The organism is Paracoccus sp. JM45 (assembly GCF_003590715.1).
GTDB lineage: Bacteria > Pseudomonadota > Alphaproteobacteria > Rhodobacterales > Rhodobacteraceae > Paracoccus.
The window spans coordinates 1-16580 of sequence record NZ_QQVY01000018.1 but is presented as its reverse complement, the minus strand read 5'-3'; the positions used below and the strand labels follow the sequence as shown (position 1 = coordinate 16580).

General features: G+C 58.4%; 17 protein-coding genes and 1 tRNA gene. 8 read left to right on the top strand and 10 right to left on the bottom strand.

Annotation, left to right across the window (positions count from 1 at the left end):
• Positions 1 to 86: 86 nt before the first annotated feature.
• From DWB67_RS15185 to DWB67_RS15170, 4 genes are all read left to right on the top strand, one after another.
• A complete protein-coding gene (locus DWB67_RS15185) occupies positions 87 to 1112 on the top strand; it encodes an amino acid ABC transporter substrate-binding protein (RefSeq protein ID WP_119808432.1) in 1026 nt (341 codons plus the stop codon).
• 133 nt (positions 1113 to 1245) lie between these two features.
• Positions 1246 to 2502: an amino acid ABC transporter permease gene (locus tag DWB67_RS15180; RefSeq protein ID WP_119808431.1), complete on the top strand. Its 1257-nt coding sequence runs from the start codon at positions 1246 to 1248 to the stop codon at positions 2500 to 2502.
• A gap of 2 nt (positions 2503 to 2504) precedes the next feature.
• Positions 2505 to 3959: an amino acid ABC transporter permease gene (locus DWB67_RS15175; RefSeq protein ID WP_119808430.1), complete on the top strand. Its 1455-nt coding sequence runs from the start codon at positions 2505 to 2507 to the stop codon at positions 3957 to 3959.
• A 12-nt stretch (positions 3960 to 3971) separates the two neighbouring features.
• A complete protein-coding gene (locus tag DWB67_RS15170) occupies positions 3972 to 4760 on the top strand; it encodes an amino acid ABC transporter ATP-binding protein (RefSeq protein ID WP_119808429.1) in 789 nt (262 codons plus the stop codon).
• Positions 4761 to 4801: 41 nt separating this feature from the next.
• Here DWB67_RS15170 and DWB67_RS15165 read toward each other — a convergent pair whose 3' ends face one another.
• The 10 genes from DWB67_RS15165 to rpmH all read right to left on the bottom strand — a co-directional run bounded on the left by DWB67_RS15165 (position 4802) and on the right by rpmH (position 12930).
• Positions 4802 to 5320 carry a histidine phosphatase family protein gene (locus DWB67_RS15165; RefSeq protein ID WP_119808428.1) on the bottom strand — a complete coding sequence of 173 codons (519 nt, stop codon included), beginning with the start codon at positions 5318 to 5320 and terminating at the stop codon, positions 4802 to 4804.
• Positions 5321 to 5439: 119 nt separating this feature from the next.
• Positions 5440 to 6339 carry an acetylglutamate kinase gene (gene argB / locus DWB67_RS15160; RefSeq protein WP_119808427.1) on the bottom strand — a complete coding sequence of 300 codons (900 nt, stop codon included), beginning with the start codon at positions 6337 to 6339 and terminating at the stop codon, positions 5440 to 5442.
• Positions 6340 to 6402: 63 nt separating this feature from the next.
• A complete protein-coding gene (gene yihA, locus DWB67_RS15155) occupies positions 6403 to 7053 on the bottom strand; it encodes a ribosome biogenesis GTP-binding protein YihA/YsxC (RefSeq protein WP_119808426.1) in 651 nt (216 codons plus the stop codon).
• Positions 7050 to 7811 (bottom strand): MOSC domain-containing protein, encoded by a 762-nt coding sequence (locus tag DWB67_RS15150; protein ID WP_119808425.1) that lies wholly within the window; start codon positions 7809 to 7811, stop codon positions 7050 to 7052. Before DWB67_RS15150 ends, yihA begins: the two co-directional genes overlap by 4 nt.
• Positions 7808 to 9667 (bottom strand): membrane protein insertase YidC, encoded by a 1860-nt coding sequence (yidC, locus tag DWB67_RS15145; RefSeq protein ID WP_119808424.1) that lies wholly within the window; start codon positions 9665 to 9667, stop codon positions 7808 to 7810. Before yidC ends, DWB67_RS15150 begins: the two co-directional genes overlap by 4 nt.
• Before the next feature lie 171 nt (positions 9668 to 9838).
• Positions 9839 to 11128 (bottom strand): EAL domain-containing protein, encoded by a 1290-nt coding sequence (locus DWB67_RS15140; RefSeq protein ID WP_182911604.1) that lies wholly within the window; start codon positions 11126 to 11128, stop codon positions 9839 to 9841.
• Positions 11129 to 11192: 64 nt separating this feature from the next.
• Positions 11193 to 12080: a tRNA 2-thiocytidine(32) synthetase TtcA gene (gene ttcA / locus DWB67_RS15135; protein WP_119808422.1), complete on the bottom strand. Its 888-nt coding sequence runs from the start codon at positions 12078 to 12080 to the stop codon at positions 11193 to 11195.
• 11 nt (positions 12081 to 12091) lie between these two features.
• Positions 12092 to 12337 carry a membrane protein insertion efficiency factor YidD gene (gene yidD / locus DWB67_RS15130; protein WP_119808466.1) on the bottom strand — a complete coding sequence of 82 codons (246 nt, stop codon included), beginning with the start codon at positions 12335 to 12337 and terminating at the stop codon, positions 12092 to 12094.
• Between the two features lie 5 nt (positions 12338 to 12342).
• Positions 12343 to 12753 (bottom strand): ribonuclease P protein component, encoded by a 411-nt coding sequence (gene rnpA / locus DWB67_RS15125; protein WP_119808421.1) that lies wholly within the window; start codon positions 12751 to 12753, stop codon positions 12343 to 12345.
• A gap of 42 nt (positions 12754 to 12795) precedes the next feature.
• On the bottom strand, positions 12796 to 12930 hold the full coding sequence (gene rpmH / locus DWB67_RS15120) for a 50S ribosomal protein L34 (protein ID WP_072295533.1): 135 nt from the start codon (positions 12928 to 12930) through the stop codon (positions 12796 to 12798).
• Positions 12931 to 13191: 261 nt separating this feature from the next.
• Between rpmH and DWB67_RS15115 the strand changes: the two genes are divergently transcribed.
• The 4 genes from DWB67_RS15115 to DWB67_RS15100 all read left to right on the top strand — a co-directional run.
• Complete coding sequence (locus DWB67_RS15115) at positions 13192 to 14595, top strand: HAMP domain-containing sensor histidine kinase (RefSeq protein WP_119808420.1); 1404 nt, start codon at positions 13192 to 13194, stop codon at positions 14593 to 14595.
• 95 nt (positions 14596 to 14690) lie between these two features.
• A tRNA-Arg gene (locus DWB67_RS15110) sits at positions 14691 to 14767 on the top strand.
• A 158-nt stretch (positions 14768 to 14925) separates the two neighbouring features.
• Positions 14926 to 16251 carry a TniQ family protein gene (locus tag DWB67_RS15105; protein WP_255418703.1) on the top strand — a complete coding sequence of 442 codons (1326 nt, stop codon included), beginning with the start codon at positions 14926 to 14928 and terminating at the stop codon, positions 16249 to 16251.
• Positions 16252 to 16314: 63 nt separating this feature from the next.
• The coding region (locus DWB67_RS15100) for a transposase (protein ID WP_147385943.1) at positions 16315 to 16580 on the top strand (266 nt) is incomplete at its 3' end.

Here is a 16580-nt window from a genome sequence, read left to right as displayed (position 1 = left end):
GCTATAACAAACAAGGATCGGAAATTCGGTCCAGACCGCGCCTGGCTGATCGGTGGTTGACCAGTCGCTCCAACACAGAGGTAGCAATGACAAAATCGGTTTTCCTGGGAACAGTGGCCGCAGCGACGCTGCTTGCCGGTATGGGTATGGCCCAAGAAGGGTCGACCCTGGCTCAGGTCAAAGAACGCGGTGAGCTGAATTGCGGCGTGAATACCGGCCTGGTCGGCTTTGCAGCACCTGATGCGAACGGCAACTGGACAGGCTTTGATGTCGCGCTGTGCCGCGCTGTTGCTGCCGCCGTGCTTGGCGATCCCACCAAGGTCAAATTCGTCCCCACGACCGGCCAGACGCGCTTTACTGCCGTTAGCTCGGGCGAGGTGGATCTTCTGGCCCGCAACTCGACCTGGACCTATTCGCGCGACACCGACCTGAAGCTGGATTTCACCGGCGTCAATTATTACGACGGTCAGGGCTTCATGGTCAGCAAGGATCTGGGCGTCACCTCGGCCAAGGAACTGGACGGTGCGACGATCTGTATCCAGACCGGCACCACGACCGAACTGAATTTGGCCGATTACTTCCGCGCCAACCAGATGGACTATACCCCCGTCAACATCGACAGCAACGCCGAGGGTGAACAGCAGTATATGGCTGGCGCCTGTGATGCATACACGACTGACGCATCCGGTCTGGCGGCCACCCGCGCGGCATTTGCTGACCCTGAAAACCACATCATCCTGCCCGAGATCATCTCGAAAGAGCCGCTTGGACCAGCAGTGCGCCACGGCGACAACAACTGGGGCGATATCGTTCGCTGGACGCTGAACGCATTGGTCGCGGCCGAAGAATACGGCGTGACCTCGCGCAATATCGAAGAGCTGGTCCGGTCCTCGACCAACCCCGAAGTCCAGCGTTTGCTGGGAACCAGTGATGAACTGGGCGCGATGATGGGTCTGGATGCGGAATGGGCGAAACGCGCCATTCTGGCCAGCGGCAACTATGGCGAAATTTTCGCTGCCAATATCGGTGAACAAACCCCCATCGGTCTGGCCCGTGGTCTGAACGCGCAATGGACGCAGGGCGGCCTGCTTTATGCACCACCGTTCCGTTGATCTGACCCGATAACACGGATCGGGCCTGTTCGGGGCCCGGTCCAACCCCTTCGGGGAACCACCACCAACGATAATCCCGCCATAGACAAGAAACGGCACCAAGCCGGGCAGGCGGGCGACAGGGGTAATCAAGATGACGGACGTCTCGGCATCGACGGATACGTCGTTCCGGCCAAGCATGCTGATCTATGATCGGCGCTATCGGTCGCTGACCTTTCAGGTGATCGTGTTTATATTGGTCATGGCCGCCATGTGGTGGCTGATCAGCAATACGATCACCAACCTTGCCTCGATGGGCAAAACCTTCGATTTCGGCTTTCTGTTCCAGCGTGCCGGCTATGATATTTCCCAGACGCTGATCCCCTATAGCGCCGATGACACGCATTTCCGTGCCGCCGTCGTCGGTCTGTTGAACACGCTGCTGGTCGCCATTCTGGGCTGTATCGCGGCAACCATTCTGGGCATCGCTGTCGGCGTCGCCCGCCTGTCCAAAAACTGGCTGTTCGGTCGGCTGATGACCGTCTATGTCGAGATTTTCCGCAACATTCCCCTGCTGTTGTGGATCTTGATCATTTATGCGGTCTTTACCGAAATCATGCCGGCGCCGAATGCCTATCGGGGCGATGATCCGGCATGGTCGATGATCCTGTTCGACAATGTTGCGCTGACAAACCGCTATACCTCGATCCCGACGTTGGGGATGACCAATGATCCCGGCAGCCTTGATCTGGGTGCGCGCATCACCTTTAACTGGGCGACCATTGCCTTTGTCGTGGTGTTGATCGGCGGTTGGATTGCGCGTGGCATGATCGCCAAGAACGCGCAGAAAGTGCAGAACCGCACGGGTTTCCGTCCGACGACATGGTGGAAAAGCCTGCTGGTGATGACTGTGCCGTCGCTGTTCCTGATCTGGTTTTTCGGCCTGCATCTGATCGCGCCCGCGCTAAAGGGGTTCAACTTTACCGGCGGCATCAATGTCTCGAATTCGCTGGTCGCGCTTTGGCTGGCCTTGACCCTTTATACCGCTGCTTTCATCGCTGAAATTGTCCGCGCCGGTATTCTGGCCGTCAGCCGTGGCCAGTCCGAGGCAGCCTTTGCCCTTGGCCTGCGTCCCAAGCGCACGATGAACCTGGTGATCCTGCCCCAAGCGCTGCGGGTGATCATTCCGCCGCTGATTTCGCAATATCTGAACCTGACCAAGAACAGCTCTCTGGCGATTGCGGTCGGTTATATGGATCTGCGCGGCACCTTGGGTGGCACGACGCTGAACCAGACAGGACGCGAGCTTGAGGCGATCGTTCTGATGATGCTGACCTATCTGATGCTCAGCCTGCTGATCTCGGCGGCGATGAACGTCTTCAACTCTCGTGTCAAACTGAAGGAGCGGTAAGGATGAGCGATACCCATGCCCAGACCGTGCCGTTCGTGCGCGACACCATGTTGCCCGCCGCGCAGCCACCCGACAATCAGGCCGGTGCGGTGCGCTGGCTGCGGGAAAACCTGTTCGCAGGCCCCGTCAACAGCGTCCTGACCATCGCAGGCATCCTGATTATCTTCTTTCTTGTGACCCACTTCTGGGACTGGTTCGCACATTCCGTCTGGAACGCCTCCAGCCTGTCCGAGTGTCGAGAAATCATTTCCGCCACTTGGGGGCCGGATGCGCGCGGGGCCTGTTTTGCGGTCATCCGTGAACGCTGGAACCAGTTGACCTTCGGTTTCTATCCGTCCGAGCTTTACTGGCGGCCAACCATGACCTTCGGTCTGCAGATGATTGCATTGGCACCGGTGCTGTTTGCCACGGCGCTGGTCATTCGCAGGACAGTGCTGGTGATCACTGCCGTCGTGACGCTGGCGGCAATGATCGCCCTTGGATCGCCCATGATCTGGCTGGTCTTTGCTGCCATCGCCTTTGCGGGGGGGATCTATGCATCCGAACGCAATGTGCGCTGGCTGGTGCCTGTGGCGCTGATCTATCCGCTGGCAGGTATCTGGTTCTTGTGGGGCGGCAGCTTATGGACCCCGATCTTCATTCTGGTCGGGCCGGCGCTTGGCTGGGTTGCCTGGCGTATCTTGGGCAAGCGGCTTCCGGGCGTCGGGATGTTCGCCGCCATTCTGGTGACAATCCTGTTCTGGATGATCCTTGCCGGTGATGCAGCCAATGACGCGCAAAACCTGATTCCTATGTCGATCGAATCCGTCCGCTCGGACAGGTTCGGCGGGTTCTTGTTGTCGGTCACCATCGGTGTAGCGGGCATCGCACTGTCCTTGCCCATCGGCATTGTGCTGGCCTTGGCCCGTCAGTCGGATATGTTCCTGATCAAATCGCTGTCGGTGATGTTCATCGAATTCATCCGCGGCGTGCCGTTGATCACCCTACTGTTCGTGGCATCCCTGCTGCTGAACTATTTCCTGCCGCCAGGCACGACCTTCGACATCATCCTGCGCGTCATCATCATGGTCACGATCTTCGCCGCGGCCTATATGGCCGAGGTTATCCGCGGCGGTCTGGCTGCCTTGCCACGTGGCCAATACGAAGCTGCCGACGCATTGGGGCTGGATTACTGGAAGGCACAGCGGCTGATCGTGCTGCCACAGGCGTTGAAGATCAGTATTCCCGGGATCGTGTCGACCTTTATCGGTATGTTCAAGGATACGGTTCTGGTGACCTTTGTCGGTCTTTACGATCCGCTGAAATCCATGCCCGACGCCATTCGCGCCAATATCGAATGGAAGGGCATCTATTGGGAGCCGTTTATCTTTGTCGGCGCCATCTTCTTTATCATCTGCTTCGCCATGTCCCGATACTCGATGTATCTGGAACGTCGCCTGCAACGTGACCACAAGTAAGGACCAGATCACATGAGTGAAGCGATCAATCGCAAGGTCGACCACAGCCATATGCAGGTCAGCGACCAGGTGGCCATCGACATCCGCAACATGAACAAATGGTATGGCACCTTCCACGTGCTGCGCGATATCGACCTGACCGTCCATCAGGGTGAACGGATTGTTATTGCCGGCCCTTCGGGGTCGGGTAAATCGACGCTGATCCGCTGCATCAACCGGTTAGAGGAGCATCAGGCGGGCCATATTGTCGTCGATGGCGTCGAACTGACCAGCGATATCAAGAACATCGACAAGGTGCGTTCGGATGTCGGGATGGTGTTCCAGCATTTCAACCTGTTCCCGCACCTGACGGTTCTGGAAAACTGCACATTGGCCCCGATCTGGGTCCGTAAGGTTCCTAAACGTCAGGCCGAAGAAACCGCGATGCAGTTTCTGGAAAAGGTCAAAATTCCCGATCAGGCGCTGAAATATCCGGGCCAGCTGTCGGGCGGCCAGCAACAGCGTGTGGCAATCGCCCGGTCACTGTGTATGCAACCCAAGATCATGCTGTTCGATGAACCGACCTCGGCCTTGGACCCCGAAATGATCAAAGAGGTGTTGGACACCATGATCGAACTGGCCGAGGAAGGCATGACCATGATCTGCGTCACCCATGAAATGGGCTTCGCGCAGGCCGTGGCGAACCGTGTGATCTTTATGGATCAGGGCCAGATCGTCGAACAGAACACGCCAAGCGAATTTTTCAACAATCCCAAATCAGACCGGACAAAGTTGTTCCTCAGTCAGATTTTGGGCCATTGAAGCAAAAGGGGAAGGGGCAATACGCCGCTTCCCCGAATTTATCAATAACGACCGTCGAAGCGCACGAAATCCATGACGCTGCCCTGTCCGGGGACAATTTCGGCCCAGCTGTCAGCCTGAAAATCAACAACAAGGGTCGCTGCAGTGCCATAGCGGCGGAATTCGGCGTCCATCGGTGCGCGTGCAGGCAACATGGCCGCCAGTTCGGATATGCCGGGGTTATGGCCCAGCATCATGACCGTCGGTTGGGTTGCGGTTTTCAGAACGGCCAGCATACGGTCAGGCCCTGCCTGATACAGCGAATGTTCGATCCGGATCTGGGGGCGCACCTCTAATGCGGCGGCGGTGACGACATTCCATGTTTCCTGTGTGCGTGCCGCGGATGAACACAGAACCTCTTCGGGTTCATAGCCGCGGCTGGCCAACCAGTCGCCCAAAGCAAAGGCCGAACGACGGCCGCGATCATTCAGCGGGCGGTCGTGATCGTCCAAGGTCGGGTCATCCCAAGCCGATTTGGCATGGCGGGTCAGGATCAGGCGTCGATGTCCAAGTGGGGTCATGGGGTGCAGCCTCTTATGCCATGCTGAAGGTCTTGGCAGACTGCCACAGGATTTGTCGATACGGCAAGCAAATCAAGGCTATTTGATAAAAACCGTCATAGCCTTGATTTTAAGGGGTGTTACAGGTCGGGATCGACCTGCCGCAAACCGCGCGGTATAACCCGTGGTTCGGTTTTCCTGATTAAAGAGCCTGCGCCATGTTCGGTGAACAGTTCCAGCAGACAGGCATTCGGCACGCGACCATCCAGAATCACAACAGCCCGCACGCCTTTTTCAATTGCGGCAAGGGCGGTTTCGGTCTTGGGAATCATCCCGCCCGCAATCTGGCCATCGGCAATCATCGCGCGAACCTGATCGGGGTGCAGCTGGGTCACAACCTCGCCGCTGGCGTCTTTGACACCGGCAACATCAGTCAGCAACAGCAGACGGTCGGCTTTCAGCGCGCCAGCAATCGCACCGGCGGCGGTATCGCCATTGACGTTGAAGGTTTCATTATCGGCCATGCCGGTGGCAACAGGCGCGATCACAGGGATCATGCCCGCACCATAAAGGTCGCGGATGATCTGGACGTTCATCTCGATCGGGCGGCCGACAAAGCCCAGTTCGGGGTCGTCGACCTCGCAGACCATCATGTCGTCGTCTTTTCCCGAAATGCCGACAGCCCGCCCGCCTGCATCATTGATCGCCTGCACGATGCGCTTGTTCACAAGGCCAGACAGCACCATTTCGACCACTTCGACGGTTTCCTTGGTGGTCACGCGCTTGCCGCGCACAAAGCGGCTTTCAATGCCCAGCTTGCCTAGCAGGTCGTTGATCATCGGGCCGCCGCCATGACAGACGATCGGGTTCATGCCGACCTGTTTCATCAGGACGATATCGCGCGCGAATTCTGCCATGGCCTCATCGTCGCCCATGGCGTTACCGCCGAATTTGACCACAACAACCGAATTCGAATAGCGCTGCAAATAGGGCAGAGCCTCGGACAGGGTGCGTGCGGTGGCGATCCAGTCACGGTTCATATTCTGCTTTCTCATCCTGAAGATCCCTAGACGACGGTTCGGACCTTAGGGCGCAAGGCCCCCTCAGTCCAGACCGGCAATAATTGCGCGCAAGGTTGCGATGCCATCATTCTTTTCGGATGAGGTCACAACAATTTCCGGATAGGCGGCAGGGTGCTTCTGCAATTCCTCGGCCACCTGCGCCAGAACGGGTTTGATTGCATTCGGCCCCAGCTTGTCAGTCTTTGTCATCACGACCTGAAATGGCACAGCCGAGCGGTCCAGCAGCTTCATGATCTCATGATCGACCTCTTTCACGCCGTGGCGCGAATCGATCAGGCAGAAAGCACGCTTCAACGTCTGGCGACCGGCCAGATAGGTTTTCAGCAGCGCCTGCCATTTGGCGACAATCGCCAGCGGCGCTTTGGCATAGCCATAGCCCGGAAGGTCGACCAGATAGGAATGTTCGCCAAGCGTGAAATAGTTGATTTCCTGCGTCCGGCCCGGCGTGTTCGAAGCGCGTGCCAGACCCTTACGGCCCGTCAATGCATTGATCAGGCTGGATTTGCCAACGTTGCTGCGGCCTGCAAAGCAGACCTCGGGGCGGTTGGGGGGCGGCAGGCCGTCCATATGGACGACGCCTTTCAGGAAATCGACCGGCCCTGCAAACAGCAGGCGCGCTGCCTCGGCTGCGGCGGGATCGGGGATCGGGGCAATCGGGAAATCGACTTTCATAGCGTAATCTGGTCCTGAAGGCGGATATGACCGCCCGTAACGACCTCGGCAAAGACGCCGAAGTCCGTGTGTCCGTAATGGCGCTGCAAACAGTCGATCATGTCAAGATCAACATGCCCCGTTGCCGTATCGGCATTGGTGGCCGTGCAGCGGCCGATGTGTTCGGTAACGCGCAGTTCAACCTGTCCGATATGGATGGTCTGGCCGATCAGATCGCGTTCGTAAAAGGCGTCCCAGCCCTTGGTCCACAGATTGCCGCGCCAGCGATGGGTTCCCAGATCAAGGCCGGTCTTGGCCTTCAGGTCCGCAAGGCTGTCCAGCGACAGAATGGAAATCCAAGGCCGTTTCTGATCGGTCCAGATCGCGGCCCCTTCGACAAGGCGCGTCGGTCGGGCGGCATCGGCGGGCCACAGAGGCCGCAACCAGTCGATCAGAATATCCCCTTGGGTGGCAGGGTCAATGGTAATGGGGGTCTGGCGCGGATGGGTCAGGGTCAGCTTGTCACCATCCCATCCGCCACTGACAGCCTGCAAATCGGGGCAAGCTGCACCGCGCAGGAAACAGGATTTGGGCAGCCAGCGATCCGGCTGCCCGTTTGTCTGGCTGGCAATCGCATGCCGTTCGCCTTTGTCGGTCAGGATCGCAAAGCTGCGATCCCCCGGCAAACGGTGCGCAGCCTGCAATGTGACGCTGTCCAGCCCCTCTCCTCCGACCGTTTTGATCGGGTGACGGCGGATAAGGGCCAGATGCGCGGTCACTTTCCTTTGCCCTTTGCACCCTTCGCAGGGATTTTGGGCATCGAGGATTTGATATTGCCGAACAGATCGGGACGGTGCCCGTGCATCGACATGATCGTGTACTGCTGAAGGATCGTGATCGTATTGTTGGTGATCCAGTACAGAACCAGACCCGAGGCAAAGCCACCCAGCATGAACATGAAGATCCACGGCATCCATGCAAAGATCATCTTTTGCGCGGCATCCGAAGGTGCCGGGTTCAGACGCTGCTGCATCCACATGCTGATCCCCAGCAAGATGGCCAGTGCAGGCAATGACAAGATATGCAGGAAGGATTCCGGTCCAGGCGTCGCATACGGCAGCAGGCCGAACAGGTTCAGCAAGCTGGAGCTGTCAGGTGCCGAAAGGTCGGTAATCCAGCCAAAGAAGGGCGCATGGCGCAATTCGATGGTGACGAAAATCACCTTGTACAGTGAGAAGAAGATCGGAACCTGAAGCAGGATCGGCAAACAACCGGCTGCGGGGTTCACTTTCTCACGCTTATACAGCTCCATTGTTTCCTTCTGGAACTTCATGCGGTCGTCGCCGGTGCGGGCCTTCAGCTCCTCCATCTGGGGCTGCAATTCCTTCATCTTCGCCATCGAGATGTAGGATTTGCGGGCCAGCGGGAAGACCAGCGTTTTCAGCACGAAGGTCAGGGCGATGATCGCCAGACCCATATTGCCGATGATCGCATGCAGCCAGTGCAGCAGATGGAAGATCGGCTTGGTCAGGAAGAAGAACCAACCCCAGTCGATCGAATCCACCAAACCCTCAATGCCGGGGGTGTCTTCGTATTGGTTCAGCACCGACCAGACTTTGGCACCTGCGAACAGATAGCTGTCCGCCTGAACCTGCGTGCCCGGCTGGACGGATTGCATCGGGAAGCGCGCTTCCGTCTGATAGATGTCCGCGCCATCCGCGTATTTCACAACAGCGGTAAAGGCCTGACCGGGGGCAGGCGCCAGCGTGGTCATCCAGTATTTATCGGTGAAACCGACCCAGCCGTTGCCGGTTACGTCATAGACCTGTGCACGGCCTTCACGGGCAATGGGGTCGAATTCCGCAATCTTGTCGTATTTTGTTTCAATCAGGGTGCCGTCATGCATGCCAACGACACCTTCATGCAGCACGAAATAGTTCTGCGTGTCGGGGCGGCCATGGCGGGCGATGATGCCATAGGGTGCTGCCTCGAAGGCGGTGTCGCCGTTGTTTTCCAGGCTCTGCGACACAGTGAACAGATATTGGTCGTCCAGCTGGAAGGTCCGGCGGAAAACCTGGCCCGCGCCATTGTCCCATGCCAGCGTCACAGGCTGGCCGGGGGCCAGCATATCGCCCGATTCCTGGGTCCAGACGGTCGAGGGGTTGGGAACCAGCGAAGGATCGGTGCCCTGACCGGGGGTCCAGCCATAGACTGTGTAATAGGGCTTTGTGACGCCGGTATCGATGGCGTCATCTGCCGTTGCCGAAGACGGCGACAACAGCCGCACGTCGGGCGAACTGTCGTCCAGCGTTTCATGGTACTGGCGCAGCAGCAGGTCGTCGATACGACCACCCGCCAGCGAGATCGAGCCTTCCAGCGAATCCGACTGGATGTCGATGCGGTCTGCAGGCTGTGCCTGTGCGGCTCCGTTCGCGGCCAGATCGGCAGGTGCTGCCGTCGTTGTGCCGGCGGGCGCTGTCGCGGTCAGCGGCTGGTCGCCGACTGATTGTTCCGCCAAAGGCACGCCCGAAGGTTGGTCTGATACGGGTTCCGGAGCGAAGACCGTATACCAGACCAGGATCACCAGAAACGACAGGACCGTCGCCAGGATCAGATTGCGGTTGTTGTCTTCCATTCCCTCACCACTGTCATCAAGTCAGTCGCGCCGGTTCAACAGAACGGACCCCGAAAGGTCAAGCGGATTTGGCCGAATGGGCAGGAATGCTTGGGTGATTCAACCGATCTTTGCCAATCCGGGGCCCATCGGCGGGGGTTCCGGTGCCCGCATCCGGACAAAGCAGCGCCACTATCCACGTTTTGCAATGCTGGGCAGATCGGCAGCGGCGGCATTGTGACGGCGCAGGAAATCCATTGTCGCGGCCACTGGCATGGGGCGTGCAATTGCATAGCCTTGCACCTCGTCGCAGCCCATCTGGGCAAGGAAGGCGTGTTCCTCTCGGGTTTCGACACCCTCGGCCAGCGCGGCAATGCCAAGCCGTTCTGCCAATGCCAGAATGGCAAGAATCATCCGTTGCTGTGCCGGGTCGATATCGCATCCCGTCACAAAACTGCGATCCAGCTTGATGCGATGGATGCCGAACTGCCGGATGGCATCAAGGCTGGCATAGCCAGTGCCGAAATCATCCAGATCGATATGGCAGCCCGCCTTGGACAGCTTGCGCAGGTTGATGCGGACGTCTGCGTTGCTGGTAACAGGACCGACGCTTTCCAGAACCTCGATCACGACGCGTTCGGGGCGAATTTCATGGCGGTCCAATTCCCACAGCAGGCAATCCGCGAAGCCATGCGCTGAAAGTTCGTTGTTCGAGATGTTGATTGAGGCTGTCGGCACATTGAAACCGGCGGCATCCCACGCTTTGATGGCCAGTAAGGACTGGGTCAACATTGTCTGGGTCAGAGCGGTGTGATCAGCCTCGGTCATCTGGGGCATGAAAGTGCCGGGGGCAAGAATGCCGCGGGTGGGGTGGTTCCAGCGTGCCAGAGCCTCGAATCCCGTAATCGCGCCCGAATGGCAGCAGACCTGCGGTTGGAACCATGCCTCGATCTGTTGGGCATCTATGGCGTCGCTGACAGTTGCGACAAGGCGGGGCGCGGTCAGGCCGTTGTCATAGGGGTGAAGCTTCAGCCGCCCCAGATCGTCATCCGCGACGCTTTGCAGACGGTGGCGGGCATTGTCGATCAGGGCATCTATGCTTGGCAGGTCTGGGGCATCTGCATGGATCAGCGCACCAGTGATGACAGGCGTCAGTGTCTGTCCGGCCAGCGCGATCGGGGCTTGACCTTGCTGATGCAAACGTCGCGCCACCTGCATGGCATCCCGATCTTTACGGTTGCGCAGCACAAAGGCGAACAGCCCCGGCGCCAGTATTCGTACCGGATCATAGGGGCGGACCGCGCGGCCCAATGTCATCGACAATTGCACCAAAAGGTGGCTCATCGCGGCCTTATCCAGATTGCGGGCCAGAATTTCGGTGTTTTCAAGCTGCAACAGCAAAACACTGCAGGACAGATCAGCCGCGTCATCCGGTCTGCAAAGCATCTTGCGGAACGGTGCGAACAAACGAATGACTTTCATGGACATGCCGGACCTTTCACGGAATCACAGGCATCAGTCCTAAGCGCGAAAACTTTTCGTTCCGTTAAAGTTCCAGCGCCGGATCACGCAAATCCGGCACATCGGATGGCGTATCGCCGGTCTGTGCAGGAAAAAGTGATGAAAAGTTGAATAAAGCCGGATCCAGCAGATGCGAGGGGCTGACATTCATCAGCGACCGGAAGATGACCTGCCGCCGGCCGGGGGTGCGGCTTTCCCATTCGTCCAGCATGCGCTTGACCTGAACACGTTGCAGGCCTTCCTGACTGCCGCAAAGATCGCAGGGAATGATGGGATAGTTCATTGCTTTGGAAAAACGCTCGCAATCCGCCTCGGAAACATAGGCAAGGGGGCGCAGAACGGTCAGGTCGCCTTCTTCGTTCAACAGCTTGGGCGGCATGGTTGCCAGCCTGCCGCCGTGGAACAGGTTCATGAAGAAGGTTTCCAGAATGTCGTCACGGTGATGGCCCAGCACAACAGCCGAACAGCCTTCCTCGCGGGCGATGCGGTACAGGTTGCCGCGACGCAGACGCGAACACAGCGCACAATAGGTCCGGCCTGCGGGCACCTTTTCCTTCACGATGGAATAGGTGTCCTTATATTCGATCCGATGCGCCACACCGCGCGCCTTCAGGAATTCAGGCAGCACGGTTGCGGGGAAGTTCGGCTGGCCCTGATCCAGATTGCAGGCCAGCAGATCCACAGGCAGCAGACCGCGCCACTGTAATTCATGCAGGATTGCCAACAGGGCATAGCTGTCTTTGCCGCCCGACAGACAGACCAGCCAGCGATCACCCGCGCGAATCATGCCATAATCCTCGATCGCCGAGCGGGCCTCGCGGATCATGCGTTTGCGTAATTTGCGGAATTCGGTGGATGTGGGGGCACCTGCAAACAGCGGGTGGATGTCATTATCGTCGATATCGTCCAGCATTGTGGCCCCGTCTAATGTCTGTGGTCGTCGTCGTGGCTGCAATCGGTGCCGGGGACTGGGTCATATCCACGTCCGCCCCAGGGATGACAGCGCCCGATCCGTCGAAGAATCAGCCATGTTCCCCGCAAGGCGCCATGTTGTTCCAACGCCAGCAAGGCATAGGCCGAACAGGTCGGCTGGAACCGGCAGCCGTGCCCGACCCAAGGTGAAGCAAGCAATCGATAGGCACGCACGGGCAAGGCCACGATGCGGGCCATCGGTTTCACCGGTGCACCTTACCCATAGCGCGTGTGAAGTCTTGACAAAGCTGGGCAAAATCAAGCGTGGCCGTTGCGACGGGGCGACCGACAAGGACGTAATCCCAGCCCTGTCTGGCCGTATCGGGCATTACAAGCCGGGCAACTTCGCGCAGGCGACGCTTGGCACGATTGCGGGCCACGGCATTGCCGACCTTTTTGGAACAGGTAAACCCGATACGGGCAGGCCCGTTATCATCGCGGGCGCGTGCCTGTAACAAAAATCCGGGCATAGGCTGGCGACGTGCACGGGCCGCTGCCAGAAAATCAGCGCGTTTGCCAATAACCGGCGGCATTTTATAGCCTTCAGCCACGCGAAATGCCGCCGTGCCGGCATCCGTGGGCTGGGTTTCAGCAGGATGGGGCAGTGGCGGCATGTCGAAAGCCTTTATGTGGCAGCAAGCTGCTGCCGGGCGCTATCAAGCCGAAAGGCTCTTACGGCCTTTGGCACGGCGTGCATTCAGAATGCGGCGGCCGCCTTTGGTGGCCATGCGTGCGCGAAAGCCGTGACGGCGCGCACGAACGAGGTTCGAAGGTTGGAAAGTGCGCTTCATATTCAGTCTCCGGATCGTATCTTGCGGGTGGCATCAAGTCAGGGCAGGGTAGCAGAATACTGCCCCGCGCGACGGCGCTGGTTGTTCGAAGCCCGCTGAATAGGGGACAAGCATCTCCACGTCAACCGTTCTTACCAGCAAAGCGTAGTATCTTCGCGTGAACGCGTCAGATGGAACTTTGGCGCATTCACATTCGTTTGATCGACATACCCCTCATTCGTCGGCTGACAAGTGGCACCGGCATAACCATACCCGGACACTATGCGACTGAATACGATCTCTGGCCGATTCGCTGCGTTGACGATGATGTTTGTCGTCCTGGCAGAACTGTTCATCCTGTTGCCTTCATTGGCATCTTACAGGTTGGACTATCTGGAGTCGCGTCTAGAACGCGCCCAGATCGCCAGTCTGGCCCTGCTTGCCACCGATGACTCGCTGGCGGCGGATCTGGAAACCGAACTGTTGCAGAACGCGGATGTCTTCAACGTCGTTCTGCGCCGCAACGACATCCGCCAGCTTGTTTTGTCATCGCCCATCCCCGGCCCGATCGCCGCGACCTATGATCTGCGCGAAGACAGCGTCCTGCAAACGGTCGATGATTCGCTGATGACGATGCTGGACCGGCAGAATCGCGTCATCCGCGTCATCGGATCACCCGTGAACCAAGCCGGCCAGTTGATCGAGATTACAATGCAGACCGGCCCCATGCGCGAGGCGATGATCGATTTCGGTCTGACCTTGCTGGGTGTTTCGGCAGCATTTTCGATCATGACGGCGGTTTTGCTGTTTCTGGCGGCGCAGCGGCTGATTCTGGTGCCGATGCGGCGGGTGATCAGCCATATGTCGGCCTATGCCAGTGCGCCCGAAGACAGTCGTCACATTATTATCCCCGGTGCACGTCTGGAAGAACTGCGCGAGGCTGAAGACGCCCTGCGGTCCATGCAGCAGACTGTGACATCGTCCTTGAAGCAGAAAGAGCGGATGGCCCTGCTGGGCCAAGCCATTGCCAAGATCAGCCATGACCTGCGCAATATCCTGACCACCGCGCAGATATTTGCCGACCGGCTAGAGGATAGCGCCGACCCCAAGGTAAAACGCGCCGCCCCCAAGCTGGTGAATTCGATCACCCGCGCGGTGAACCTGTGCGAAACCACGCTGGCCTTCGGCAAGGCCGAAGAACCTGCGCCGACGCTGTCACGCTTCAATCTTGGCCACCTTGCCGCCGAGGTGATCGAGGCCGAAGCTTTGGCCGGAGAGGCTGCGGGGCAGGTCGAGTTCCTGTCCGATATTCCGCCCGCGCTGATCATTCGCGCCGATCGCGACCAGCTTTACAGAGTGTTGTCCAACCTGATGCGGAACGCCCGTCAGGCGATCGAGGCGACAGGCAAACCCGGCATCGTGGAAATCGGCGCGGGTGAAGGGGAAAGCAACTGGTGGATCCGTCTGGGCGACAGCGGCCCCGGTTTGCCGGAAAAAGCACGGGAACACCTGTTCAAGCCTTTTAGCGGCAGCACCCGTCGTGGCGGCACCGGTCTTGGCCTGACAATTGCAGCCGATCTTATCCGCGGGCATGGCGGCAAACTGGAACTGCTGCGCAGCGACGCCGAGGGCAGCCAGTTTAAAATCCAGATCCCCCGAGGCTTGGCAGGGGGCGAATCCCGCTGATGTCCGTTTCAAGACATTTTCTTACAAGAGATCGCTTTTTTTCGATTTTCGCCCTTGCGGCCTGCCAGCACTAAGGCTATCCACCGCCCCGAGATGCACCCGTAGCTCAGCTGGATAGAGCACCAGACTACGAATCTGGGGGCCGGGCGTTCGAATCGCTCCGGGTGCACCATTTCTCCCCTGTTGTCAGTTGACAGACAAAACCGACTTTTGTGACAGATAGCTGACCCAAAAGCCGAACTTTCCAGATATCAGAGTCTCGTTGCCCAGTAGGGTTTGCGATCGTAAGGTCAGGCCAGTCCTGTCTTTATCCGATCGCGGAAGAACCGTTTGGCCAAGAGCCTCCCTGCCACCCCCGGAACGAACTTTCCGCGTTTGCCGCTGACGGTGTCGCATGCTGCCTTCGAGCCGGCATCCTCCTTGCTGTCGCGGCTTGCGGCTAGGAATGGTGCCCGCTCCATGTTTCAGTTTTGCGGTGACATTGCTTTTCCGGTCGATCCACTCTTTCGTGGTGAGAAGGTTGCCATCGAGCAATTGGCCCAGCTCGTCGGGTGTCATGCGGCCGCATTGGAAAAGGTGTCCATCCGTTATCTCAGTAATGGCCACTTTCGCCTGCGGGATGAATTTGCCTCTCTTCAAAGTTTTCAGCGCGCTCGCGTCCGGGTTTGTCCGCAATGTGTCAGGGCGGAGGTTCCATCCGCAGCCGAATCATGGCGCTTACCACGCCGCCTCCACTGGAAATTCTCGTCGATCAGAAGCTGCGCGGATCATGAATGCATGCTCGTGTGCCTCCCAGCCGAAAAATTCTACAAGGATGCCAAAGATTTTGCAGCGCAGCTCCGGAAGTGTCACGGCTGGATTCTGGACCAGCCAGTGGCCCAAGCGAACTGCAGCGCTTTCGAGCTGTACCTGACCAACCGCATCCTGAACGGGCGCGGCGAGCGATGGTTTGACTGTCTGGAACTCAATGTGGCGTCCCGCGCGTGTGAAGTGCTGGGCCTAAGAATTGCGAAAGGGCCACTCGCTGCGCTGAAGGGGCATAGCGAGTCCGAATGGATGAGTTATGGCGCTCAGGGCTTCGACATTTTGAAAGATGGCCCCTCGGCCCTTTCTGACTGCCTTGCCGCGATGGCCCGTGAAGACGGGTTGGATAGTAGATTCTTCGGTCGGCTCTTCGGGCCTTGGATGGCATGGCTAAAAAGTCGGGGTCTCGGTGATGAGTTCGAGCCCCTTCGTGACGTCGTGCGGCGGCACGTATTCAACAACTTTTCCGTCAGAAAAGGTGTGCTCGTTCTTGGGGTGGCTTCGGATGGAATCGTTTCCTTGAACGAACAACAGTCACTCTCGCTGGAGGGGTATGCCAAGCGTAACGCCGAAGATCTGATCTCACGTGGCCTCGCAGAGCGTGACGCAGCTGGCGATATCATTCCAATGAGCTTCGTGACCCAAAAAATGCTCGATGCCTACGAGCGCGAAAAGATGTCCTTCCGAGCCGCAGGGTATTCATCTCGCAATGCTGCAGATGAAGAGAATGCGCAATGCGGGAGCCTTATTTCCGTCAGCGAGGCTGCTCGGAGGCTACGAGTCACAGCTAAAACCGTCGCGTATATGGTTCAGCACGGATTGCTGTGCGGCCTGGCTGCATCTGGTCGTTAGAGGTGGTCGCAGGAATTCGGACCAGTTGCTAAGCTTTAGCGATTGACGAAGGACTGACCTGAGATGACGAAACGAAAGCGCTATTCTGCGGAGTTCAAGGCGAAGGTTACACTGGAAGCCATCCGCGAAGAACTGACGACGGCCGAACTGTCCAAAAAGTACGGCATTCATCCGACAATGATCAGCGGATGGAAGCGCGCCGCGATTGCGAACATGGCGCCTGCGTTCGAATTTGATGCCTCGTCCGCCGAGACGACGATCTCCGAGAAGGAGGTCGAGAAGCTGCACGCCAAGATCGGCCAATTGGTCGTGGAACGGGATTTTTTGGC

Bases quoted from the DNA above. Each gene is read 5' to 3' on its own strand.
- DWB67_RS15185 (WP_119808432.1), top strand. From the start codon at position 87: ATGACAAAATCGGTTTTCCTGGGAACAGTGGCCGCAGCGACGCTGCTT.
- DWB67_RS15180 (WP_119808431.1), top strand. From the start codon at position 1,246: ATGACGGACGTCTCGGCATCGACGGATACGTCGTTCCGGCCAAGCATG.
- DWB67_RS15175 (WP_119808430.1), top strand. From the start codon at position 2,505: ATGAGCGATACCCATGCCCAGACCGTGCCGTTCGTGCGCGACACCATG.
- DWB67_RS15170 (WP_119808429.1), top strand. From the start codon at position 3,972: ATGAGTGAAGCGATCAATCGCAAGGTCGACCACAGCCATATGCAGGTC.
- DWB67_RS15165 (WP_119808428.1), bottom strand. From the start codon at position 5,320: ATGACCCCACTTGGACATCGACGCCTGATCCTGACCCGCCATGCCAAA.
- argB (WP_119808427.1), bottom strand. From the start codon at position 6,339: ATGAACCGTGACTGGATCGCCACCGCACGCACCCTGTCCGAGGCTCTG.
- yihA (WP_119808426.1), bottom strand. From the start codon at position 7,053: ATGAAAGTCGATTTCCCGATTGCCCCGATCCCCGATCCCGCCGCAGCC.
- yidC (WP_119808424.1), bottom strand. From the start codon at position 9,667: ATGGAAGACAACAACCGCAATCTGATCCTGGCGACGGTCCTGTCGTTT.
- DWB67_RS15140 (WP_182911604.1), bottom strand. From the start codon at position 11,128: ATGAAAGTCATTCGTTTGTTCGCACCGTTCCGCAAGATGCTTTGCAGA.
- ttcA (WP_119808422.1), bottom strand. From the start codon at position 12,080: ATGCTGGACGATATCGACGATAATGACATCCACCCGCTGTTTGCAGGT.
- yidD (WP_119808466.1), bottom strand. From the start codon at position 12,337: ATGGCCCGCATCGTGGCCTTGCCCGTGCGTGCCTATCGATTGCTTGCT.
- rnpA (WP_119808421.1), bottom strand. From the start codon at position 12,753: ATGCCGCCACTGCCCCATCCTGCTGAAACCCAGCCCACGGATGCCGGC.
- rpmH (WP_072295533.1), bottom strand. From the start codon at position 12,930: ATGAAGCGCACTTTCCAACCTTCGAACCTCGTTCGTGCGCGCCGTCAC.
- DWB67_RS15115 (WP_119808420.1), top strand. From the start codon at position 13,192: ATGCGACTGAATACGATCTCTGGCCGATTCGCTGCGTTGACGATGATG.